Below are 10,154 nucleotides of genomic sequence, written 5' to 3'. Positions count from 1 at the left end.
ACGAGCCTCGACCTCGACCTCCCCGGTTTTTATCTTTACTTTATAAATACCCTCTAAAGCGAAAGAATCCCAATAAAAATCTCGGCTTTTTCCGGGTCGATTCAACGATAGTTACTCTAACCAGCAAGCTTTTATGGACACTAGGAATCCATCAATTAAAATTGTTCGCCGGGCTAGATTCACTGACCTCGGAAGTGGGTGGAGTCCATCTTCATTTCGGAAACGGTCACGATAGTAAATACGGGGAAGAAACTTTAGACGCAACTCCCGTGAACCGAGTCCTGATGATGGATAGAGGATTTTGTAAGCTAGAGAGAATCGAGCAATTACTCGGGGAGGAAGAACGATACTTTCTCATGAGATTGAATTTAAATACGACCTTAGAAAGTCGAGAGAATGGCATTTATCAAATCGGTAAACAAGGAGAACTTCTCGCAAGAGTGATTGTTTTTCGAGACGAAAAAGGAAAAGAATATCGTTTAGTTACGAATTTGCCAAGTTCGGGAGAAAGCGGTTTTACCGACGAAGAAGTTAAAGAACTTTATCGACAGAGGTGGCAAATAGAACTTCTTTGGAAGTTTTTAAAAATGCACTTAAAGCTAGACCGAATTATCACGAAAAATACCAACGGTATCACGCTTCAAGTTTACGCAAGTTTAATCGCTTATCTTTTTCTCCAATTGTTAGAAGTAGCGAGTTTTGTCGGACAGAAAATTCTCGACAAACTTCGGTGTCTTTTGAGTTTTATGAAATCGGAAAAAAGTTTCGTGCATTGGTTTGACAAACTAGCGTTTTCAAACTAAATTCGGGATAGATAGAGTTGCTATATTCTCTAGTATTAAGTTTTGTTAAGTGATTCAACACTTCTGCTATTGATTCACTATCTTAAGTTTCGGGATGTCCCTATTCTTTAGCTAATTCATACCTTGATTCAGCAACGCCTTAATTCGTTGACCCGGCACTGGAAAGCGTCTCGACCACTTGTAATCGTCGTTTTCCAGTGTCTTCCGTTTCGGTCACGCCGTTCGCCAAGGTAATCGTCGCTCGCGGCAATTTAATCTTCGCCTAATAGAAAGGCGCACGTCCAGATTGAACAGGGAGGGGCGAGGGGTCATACCCTCCCTCGACCCTAACTAGCGTGATTTCCCCATTCACGAGGATACTGAAACCCTTGGGATGGCCTGAGCAAGAAGCTCGGGAAAATCCTTAACCGAGAGGTATTGCTTCTCGGCGGATACGGCTTTTACCATTAGGGCGAAAGTCTCGGGATAGATTCATGTTAAGGGTTTGAAATCCCCGGGTGGTAAAATTTTTATCCAATTATTAGTCATAACGAACCCTCGATTTTTTCGTATTTTATTCTAGTTTTTCAGATTTTTGCAGGAGATCTATTTTATAGTTTTGGAGAGAGAGAATCGGATTTTCTCGATTATCCTCGAACCCGTGTCCACTAACACAGAGTCTAGTCATTCATGCGGGAAGTCTATTCTCTACCCCCCGGTAGAACAACAGGAATTAGCGACGTTGATTCCCAATTTGGAATTATTCTGGTTACGATCGCCCCACGATCACGACGCGTTTTTAAGGGAAATGGAAGCCTTGAACGCTCTTCTCGTCGCTTTTCGGGAGACGTTAGGCATCGGGAATCGAAACGGTCGTAAGTTCAGCATGAACTGACTTAAAAATAGTTTTTTACCTTTTGATAAGCTCTTGATTTCTCCTTCCCTTCTTGGCCCCTGACTCCTGGCTCCTTAACCACACGACAATTCTTGAATTTTGCAAGAGGTTCAGTATCTCTCGTTGAGTATTCTTAAGTTTGCTGTTTTTCCTTCTCGCGCTCCACGGCCACCAGTTCCCGAAAGCTCCGGAACATCCCGCTACCGACTCCCGACGCGGACAATTTTCAAGGTTTTCTCTCTCGGCGTACCTTTACAGGTTCTACTTCCAGAATCGAGCGATTTCAACCTCTCGATCGAATACGGGAACTCGATATCTAATACCAAATCCGCTTTTTAAAAATAGATGACTTTCCCGCTATAGCGGGATTAGAGACCCCGGATAACTATACCGTGGTAACTAGATTTGGTATGAGGGAAAATTTGCCGGGTTCGGTGAGAGTTTCCGTATCGAGGGAAACTCCGAAAAAAGCCCCGTTGAGTCGGGCGATAGCTTGTACCCCCCTTTAGATATAAAATAAACTCTATCTTGATGAGTTTAATATAGGAAAGACCGCCGGGGATAAAGCGTAATAGTCGCTATCCCGCTCTCGATTCACTCCCGCGGGGATGAAAACCGGACGTCTTCTGTTCGTCCGTTCCCCCCGCGAGCGGCGAGGGGGGTTCGATCGGTCTCCGTCGTTGACATCGGGAAAACCGAAAAGAATCCATCAGAGAAAGTTCTTAATGAATCAGCTAAAGTACGTTGTCTTGATCGTTAACGATTATCCCGAAAAGCGAGAGCGATATCGCGATTATTTAAACGAAGATCCCGATTGTTGTTATCTCTTCCATACAGCGGCCTCGGGAAGAGAGGGACTGGAGTTCTGGGAGCGGCATCGACCGGATATCGCGATCTGGAACTATCGATCGCCCGATCTAAGCGCGCTGGAATTTCTCGATCGGGCGCGGTTCCCGCGACCCCAACCCTGTCTGAACGCGATCGTCACTCTCGCGGCCTCGGACGAGATCCACGCGGGGAAAGTGATGAAAGCGGGAGCGGGAGACTACCTGATCGAGGAGGAAATCACGCCCGCGGAACTACGGCGATCGGTGCGGGAAACGATCGCCAAGGCCCGGCTCGGCCCGCGACTGCAATGGAGCCTCGATCGGGAGCGGTCGATCGCGGAGATCACGAATAAAATCTACCGATCGCTCGATCTAGACGAGATCCTCCAAACCACCGTCGATGAGGCGCGGCGATTTCTCCAGACCGATCGGGTACTGCTCTTCCGGATGCAATCCGACGGTTGGGGGAAGATCGTGACCGAATCGGTGGGAGACGGCTGGACCGCCCTTCTAGAGACCGGCTACTACGATCCCTGCTTTAACGAGAAATATATCGAACCCTTCCGTCAGGGGTTGGTGACGCGCAAAGCGGACATTCACGACGGCAGTATCCTTCCCTGTCACGTGGAACTACTGGAAAAATTACAGGTACGGGCGAATCTCGTCGTGCCGATCGTTATCGAGGAGCGATTGTGGGGACTGTTAATCGCCCAGCACTGCGCCGCTCCCCGTTACTGGGAGAATATCGAGATCGACCTATTAAAAGAAATCGTCGCGGGGGTCGGGATCACCCTACAGAGGGCCGAACTCTACGAGCGGTTACGGGAAGAATTACGCGAGCGTCAGCGGGTGGAAACCGCTCTCCGGGAAAGTCAGCGGCATCTTCAAGAACAACTAGCCCAGATCGAGGTGATCTACCAGGGCGCGCCGATCGGTTTAAACGTTCTCGATACCGAATTACGTTTCCGGCGGATTAACGAGCGGTTAGCCGAGATCAACGGGTTCTCGGTGGAGGAACATATCGGTCGCTCGGTGCGGGAACTGCTCCCCGATCTGGCCGACGAGGCCGAACAGATTTTACGCGCGATCCTGGAGACCGGACAGCCGCTCTTGAACGTCAAGATCGTCGGCGAGACCCCGGCCCGGCCCGGGGAAAAGCGGGTTTGGTTAGAAAGTTTCCTCCCCTTGAAACAGGGCGATCGGGTGATCGGCATCAGCACCGTCTGCGAGGAGATCACCGAGCGGGAACGGGCGCAACAAGCCCTACAGGAGAGCGAGCGGCAGTTCGCCACCCTCGCCGAAGCCGCTCCCGTGGTCATTTTCCGGTTCGATCGTTCGAGTAACTGCGTGTACGTCAACCGGCGTTGGAGCGAGATGACCGGCCTGCCCGTCGGGAGCGCCCTAGGCGCGGGATGGGTGAATACCCTGCACCCGGACGATCGGGAACGGCTAACCGAGGCTTGGTCGCGATGGTGCGGTTCCGCGGGACGGGACGATCTCTATCAGAACGAGGGGAGGATTCTTCGCCTCGACGGAAGCGAGCTTTGGTATAGTATTCAAGCCCTTCCCGATATCGACGAGCGGGGGGAGGTGGCCGGCTATATCGGCGCGCTGATGGATATTAGCGAGGAAGTGGAAGCGAGGGAAGCGGCCCGCCGCGACGCGGCGCTCATTCAAGCTCAACTCGCGGAGATCGAGACGATCTACCGTACCGCCCCGATCGGCCTGGCACTGCTCGATCGTCACGGGCGTTTCTATCGGGTCAACGAGCGGCTGGCGGAAATTAACGGTCTTCCCGCCGAAGAACATATCGGCAAAACCCTCGCGGAAGTAATACCCGCTCTGATGGAGCAGATTCAGCCGATGTTCGAGCGGATTCTCGAGACGGGCCGGCCGATCCTCGATTGGGAGATCACGGGAGAAACCGCCGCCTTTCCCGGCATTACCCGCACTTGGTTAGAGAATTGGTTCCCGATCCACTCGGCCGACGATCGGGTGATCGGGATTAATATTTCGGTACTGGAGATCACCGATCGGGTACGAACCGAACTCAAAATACGGGAGCAAGCCGAGGAACTAATCCGGTTGAACGTTTCCCTGGAACGTTCCACGATCGAGTTAGCGGAACGGAACCGGGAACTCGATCGTTTCGCCTACGCGGTCTCTCACGATCTCAAGGCTCCTTTGCGCGCGATCGCCAATCTCTCGGTCTGGATCGAGGAAGATCTCGGCGGGGAACTACCAGGGGAAGTCCAAAAGAATTTAGACTTACTGCGGAAACGGGTTTACCGCATGGAGAACCTGATCGACGGGCTGTTAGCCTACTCCCGCGTCGGTCGGTTGAAGGTGGAGACGGAAACCACCGATGTGGCCCGGCTGATCGAGGAGATCGTCGATTCTCTCATGCCCCCCCTCGCCTTTTCGATCGAGCTACAAACTCCCATGCCGGTTTTCGTCACGAGGCGCGCGCTCCTGTCGCGGGTACTCTCCAACCTGATCGGTAACGCGATCAAACATCACGATCGCCTCGACGGACGGGTGTGGATCGCCTGTACCCCGCGGGACAAGTATTACGAGTTCGCGGTTAGCGACGACGGGCCGGGTATCTCCCCGAAATTCCACGAGAAAATTTTTCAGATCTTTCAAACCCTCGTGGCCCGTGACGTTCGCGAGAGTACGGGAATCGGTCTGGCGATCATCAAGAAGATCGTCGAGACGGAAGGGGGAACGATCGCCGTGGAATCGGACATTGGCCGGGGCGCCACCTTTATCTTTACATGGCCTCGATTCCCTTAAATTCTCGATAGACTAATGATGAGCTTCTGGAATACCTCTGTTCTATCGGTATCGGATGTTCTATCGGTATCGGATAGGTTCCTGTTGGAAATAAAGCTGGAAACCGTTATCGGGTAAGGAGTTCGCGGGAATCAAGCCCCGCTAAGTTCCGAGCGGGAGAAATGGTTAGGAACTCGACCTTCAAACCTTTGCCACGAGGATGATTGAACCTCTCACCCGATCGATCGTGATCTGACAGTGATAGAACAGCGATACACTCCAAAACTCGTAAAATTTTACGAACTTAATGTCCTAGAGGAACCGATTTTTTCGCGCCCCGACCCAACAGGAACAGTAAGGGTAGGGTGACGATGAAAACCGCCGAAACGATGCGGAAAATATCGGCGAAGGAAAGAACCGCCGCTTGCGTTCGGATTAATTGTTCCAAAGAAGCGAGAGCTTGTTGGCGCGCGGTGATCGCGTCCATACCCCGACTTTGGAAGAGTTGGGTTAAAGCGGCGATCCGCTGTTGGGTGGCTAGGTTGTAGGGAGTGACCGCCGCCGCGAGAACCGCCCCGTGAAAGGCTTCCCGCTGTTCTAATAACGTGGCGAGAATGGCGACCCCGAAACTGCCCCCTAACTGACGGGTGAGATTGTAGAAACCCGAACCGGCGGCCACCTCTTCTTTCGGGAGTAAACCTAGCGTGGCCAGACTGAGCGGGAGGAACATCAATACGGTAACGCCCCCGCGGAGTAAAAGCGGCCAGAAGAGATCTGTCTGCCCGGTTTGCGGGGTTATTCTGGCCAGATCGAGCATGACGAGGGAGGTACCGATCGATCCCAGACCGATCAAGATCCGCGCGTCCACCTTGGTGGAGATTTTTCCCAGCAAGATCATCACCATCGCCGAGGTTAACGCGCCCGGCGCGAGTAGCAACCCCGTTTGCGTGGCGGAGAAACCCAGGACACTCTGGGCGAAAATCGGCACGACGAACAGGGTTCCGTACAGACCCATCCCGAGAATACCCGAATAGAAACTCCCGGCCGCGAGGGAGCGATGGCGAAGAACCCGCAGATCGACCGCGGGATGGGGGGTGGTGAGTTCGCGCCAGATAAAGAGAATCAGGCCGATCGCCCCGGTAATCGCGAGGGTAACGATAAAACGCGAGTGAAACCAATCGTTCCGCTCTCCTTCCTCTAGAACGATCTGTAAGGAACCGACCCCGAGCGAGAGCCAGAAAATCCCCCACCAATCCACCGATCGATTCCGGATATCGGGATCTCTCCGATCTTGTGGCAAGAAAATAAAAGACATGAGGACGGCGAGGATACCGACGGGGAGATTGATAAAGAAAATCCAGCGCCAACCCAGAGAATCGGTCAGATAACCACCGAGAGTCGGCCCGATCGCCGGGCCCGCGATCACCCCCACCCCGAACACGGCCTGCGCGAGTCCCTGTTCCTCCGGGGAAAAGGTCTCGAAGAGGATTGCCTGGGCTTTCGCGAGTAAACCGCCGCCGAATAATCCCTGGAGGATACGGGAGAGGATCAACATCGGCAGGTTATAGGCGAACCCGCACATCATCGAGGCGATCGTGAAACCGACGAGAGAGAAAATAAAATACCGTTTCCGCCCGAAATAATCCCCCAACCAGGCGCTGAGGGGAATCAGGATCACGTTGGCGACCGCGTAGCCGGATACCACCCAACCGATCTGGCTGATGGTTGCGCCGACACTGGCCTGAATATCGACGAGGGCGACATTGACGATACTGGTATCGATCACCTCTAGCATCGCTCCGAGAGCGGCGGTCAGAGCGATCGCCCATTTCAGTCGTCCCCGCACGTAACCGGGTGTAGAGGTAGCCATAAAACGGGAGCGAGGAGTAGGGAGACGGGGGAGAGCGAGGGATGGGGGTATGGGGAAAGAGCGTTGAGATAGATTTTTCTTACAGGAAGCTTCGCGCCCCTACCAAGGCTAGAAATTCGCGTTTTGATAGCTGAACGTCGATCGCGAAACGCTTCCCGACCGCGATCGCTTATCGATTCGGGTTTGTCGTCGTATCGATCGTGGCGGTGACACTTAACCCCGCACGTAGTAGATGTTCGGGGTCGGCGGACGGTGGCAGGGTCAGGCGGACGGGAACCCACTGGACCACTTTGTTAAAGTTGCCGGTGGCGTTATCGGGGGGGAGTAGGGCGAATTGGGAGCCGGTCGCGGGACTGATCCCGGAAACCACGGCCGGAAAGATCCGTCCGGGGTACGCGTCGGTCTCGATCGAGGCTCTCTGACCGACCCGGATATTCTTCAATTCCGTTTCCTTGAAGTTCGCCTCGACATAGAGGTTTTTGGCGTTCAGGGGAACGACGGAAAGGAGAGGCTGTTGAGCTTGTACGACCTGACCTACCTGTGCGGTCAATTGTCCCACGTAGCCATCCACCGGCGCTTTAATCACCGTGTAACCCAGTTGTTGTCGGGCGATCTCCAATTTTACCCGCGCCTGTTCTAGCCGCGCCCGATCGCTATTCGCTTTCGCCTGTTGAATCCGTACCTCGCCCCCGGCGACGGTGGTTTCCGCGACTTTCCCCTGTTCGGCGACCGCGTTCGCTCTGGCCTGTTGTAACTCGGCCCGCGCGTTACTGACCGCCGCTCGGGCCTGTTCCAGAAGGGCTTGATTGTTGGCCACGTCCGCCCTCGCCCCCGCTACTTCCTGCTGTGACGCTTGTAGTTCGGCGCGGGCGTTGGTGAGGTTGGCGGTGGCGATATCCAGTTGTTGTCGGGGGATCGCGCCCTGTTCCGCGAGATAGCGATAGCGTTGATAGTCGCTATTCAAACGGTTTACTTCGGTTCTGGCCTCGACGACTTTCGCGGTGGCGGTATTGACCGCGGCCCGGGACTGTTCGATTTTCGCGGTGGCGGCGGTAACGGCGGATTCGGCCTGAGCGACCCGCGTTCCGGCGGCACTAACCGCGGCCTGACCGGCCCCGAGATTCGCCCGCGCCTGATTGACCCGCGTTTGATTGGTCTGTCCGGTCAGGGTAACATTCTGGCTAGATCCCGCGAGATCGGCCCGCGCGGCGGCCAGATCGGCCCGCGCTTGCTGGAGGGCGAGATTGTAATCGGTGGTGTCGAGAATCACGAGCGGTTGTCCGGCTTTCACGGGGTCGCCGTTTTCCACGAGGACGCGATCGATCGTTCCCGTCACGCGGGGGGCGATCGGCGAGATATGTCCCTGGATTTGGGCGTTATCGGTGGACGGGTGCGCCGCCATATACTGCCACCACCGCCAACCGGCGACCGCTCCCCCGGCGATCGCTACACCGCCGAGCGCGGGCAACCAGAAGGGAATTTTTCGTCGGCCGGTTTTTCGGGGAGCGTCCGTTTCCTTCGGGGGAAGATAGCCATCGGTCTCGACGGTCTTCGGGGCGGTGGAACCGTTGGGCGATGGCACGATTTTCGAGGTGGGCGGGGGGTTTTCGGTGTCCTGAGTTCGGGAAGTGCTAGAGGTCATCGTTTTACTCGGTAATGGCACGGCAGAAGAAAGTAATACTGGTTTCGAGATAATCTTCGGGGCTATAGCCGAGAGAATTCGTGTTGAGGGTACGGCGCAACATTCCCGCGAGCAGGGTTCCCGCGAACAGATCGACGGCTAGTTTCGGTTTGATATCCCGGCGCACCGTCCCCCGCTTGATCGCCTCCCGTAGATAAAAAACCAACCGCTCTCGAAGGGGGGCCGCGGCTTCCACGAGAATCCGTCGCGCGGCTTCGGGATAGCGTTTCGCCTCGCCGATAAAGGTGCGGATCAAAGCCTCGTTGTCCTCCAACATCGTGTTGTAGAGGTGGGCGAAGGCGCGGATGTCGGGTTCTACCTCTCCGGTCCATTCCACGCGCTCGGAGAGGATCGCTACCTGTCGGGCGCTCACTCCCTCGATCACCGCGGCCAGGAGTTCTTCTTTGTTGGGAAAGTAGCGGAAGAGAGTGACCTCGTTAACGCCCGCGACACGAGCGATCTCCCGCGTGGTAGCCCCTAAAACTCCCTCGCGGGCGAAAACTTCCGTACCCGCCTCGATTAAACGAGTTCTGGTGATTTGCCGTTTGGGGGTTAAAGTGTTCATAACTATTTTAGCAAGCGCTTACTTACATTATAGCTCGAAAAAATCGGGGAGTTCCCGCGAACGGACGGCGGGAGAAAAATTCCAGGGTTCCGGAGGAAAGGCGATATCTACCGAACGGTGGAGGGAACGAGACCGCGGGCTTATATCGGGGAGCGGCGCGAATCGGGAAAATCATCCTTTCGGTCATGTCGTCCAGAAGCGTTCCCGCCGAAGGGGGTAGTTCGATCACTCATTTCTTCCACCAGTACAAAAGCTCTAAGAGGCGAGTGCTTGTTCGACCGCGGGAGTAGTACGAGTGAGATTTAGCTAGGATAGTACGGGTAAATCTCGGATTAATTGTCAAAATTGAAGAAACTAGCTTCTGGAGTTGAAACTCTAGTAACCACCTTACTGGCTTTAATGCCGACCCTGTACCAACGGCAGACTCTCGAAGCCCTCTTCGGTCTACTGCTAACTGCGACGGGAAGGGATCTGCCCGATCACTGCCAGACTCGATCGCCCGCCGCAATCTCCCGATTTTTGAACGGGTACAAGTGGCCGACAAAGAAACTGATCCGTATCGTTCGGGTTTGGATAATCGGTCAACTCTTGAGCTATCGCGGTAAAGGGAGAAAGCCCCACCTCCGAGTGATAATTGACCTGACCACTTTGGAGAAAACCGGAAAATTCGAGGCGTTAGAAGGAGTGGTACGAGTCTTTAACGGTAAGAGAGCGTTCGTAAATGAAGATTAAGCGTGGCTCGGCTCCTTCTTCAATCTT

7 protein-coding genes are annotated in these 10,154 nt (G+C 54.3%); 4 read left to right on the top strand and 3 right to left on the bottom strand.

Annotated features, from left to right (window positions below):
* The 3 genes from V0288_RS24475 to V0288_RS24465 form a co-directional block, all read left to right on the top strand.
* On the top strand, nucleotides 1–803 hold an 803-nt coding region (locus V0288_RS24475; RefSeq protein ID WP_332867816.1), incomplete at its 5' end, for an IS4 family transposase.
* 640 nt (nucleotides 804–1,443) lie between these two features.
* The gene (locus V0288_RS24470; protein WP_332867815.1) at nucleotides 1,444–1,677 is read left to right on the top strand and encodes a hypothetical protein; all 234 of its coding nucleotides are present in this window, start codon (nucleotides 1,444–1,446) and stop codon (nucleotides 1,675–1,677) included.
* Between the two features lie 725 nt (nucleotides 1,678–2,402).
* Entirely contained in the window at nucleotides 2,403–5,300 is a 2,898-nt protein-coding gene (locus V0288_RS24465; RefSeq protein ID WP_332867814.1) for a PAS domain-containing protein, read from the top strand.
* Nucleotides 5,301–5,583: 283 nt separating this feature from the next.
* Here V0288_RS24465 and V0288_RS24460 read toward each other — a convergent pair whose 3' ends face one another.
* The 3 genes from V0288_RS24460 to V0288_RS24450 all read right to left on the bottom strand — a co-directional run bounded on the left by V0288_RS24460 (nucleotide 5,584) and on the right by V0288_RS24450 (nucleotide 9,395).
* On the bottom strand, nucleotides 5,584–7,149 hold the full coding sequence (locus tag V0288_RS24460; RefSeq protein ID WP_332867813.1) for a DHA2 family efflux MFS transporter permease subunit: 1,566 nt from the start codon (nucleotides 7,147–7,149) through the stop codon (nucleotides 5,584–5,586).
* A gap of 169 nt (nucleotides 7,150–7,318) precedes the next feature.
* Nucleotides 7,319–8,791: an HlyD family secretion protein gene (locus V0288_RS24455; protein ID WP_332867812.1), complete on the bottom strand. Its 1,473-nt coding sequence runs from the start codon at nucleotides 8,789–8,791 to the stop codon at nucleotides 7,319–7,321.
* A 4-nt stretch (nucleotides 8,792–8,795) separates the two neighbouring features.
* On the bottom strand, nucleotides 8,796–9,395 hold the full coding sequence (locus V0288_RS24450; RefSeq protein WP_332867810.1) for a TetR/AcrR family transcriptional regulator: 600 nt from the start codon (nucleotides 9,393–9,395) through the stop codon (nucleotides 8,796–8,798).
* A 336-nt stretch (nucleotides 9,396–9,731) separates the two neighbouring features.
* On the opposite strand from V0288_RS24450, the gene V0288_RS24445 reads away from it, so the two are divergent.
* Nucleotides 9,732–10,127 carry a hypothetical protein gene (locus tag V0288_RS24445; protein ID WP_332867809.1) on the top strand — a complete coding sequence of 132 codons (396 nt, stop codon included), beginning with the start codon at nucleotides 9,732–9,734 and terminating at the stop codon, nucleotides 10,125–10,127.
* Nucleotides 10,128–10,154 lie beyond the last annotated feature (27 nt).

It is taken from the genome of Pannus brasiliensis CCIBt3594 (genome assembly GCF_036688125.1).
Taxonomy (GTDB): domain Bacteria; phylum Cyanobacteriota; class Cyanobacteriia; order Cyanobacteriales; family Microcystaceae; genus Pannus; species Pannus brasiliensis.
The sequence above is the reverse complement of the archived record's forward strand: the minus strand, read 5'-3'. Positions and strand labels throughout refer to the sequence as shown.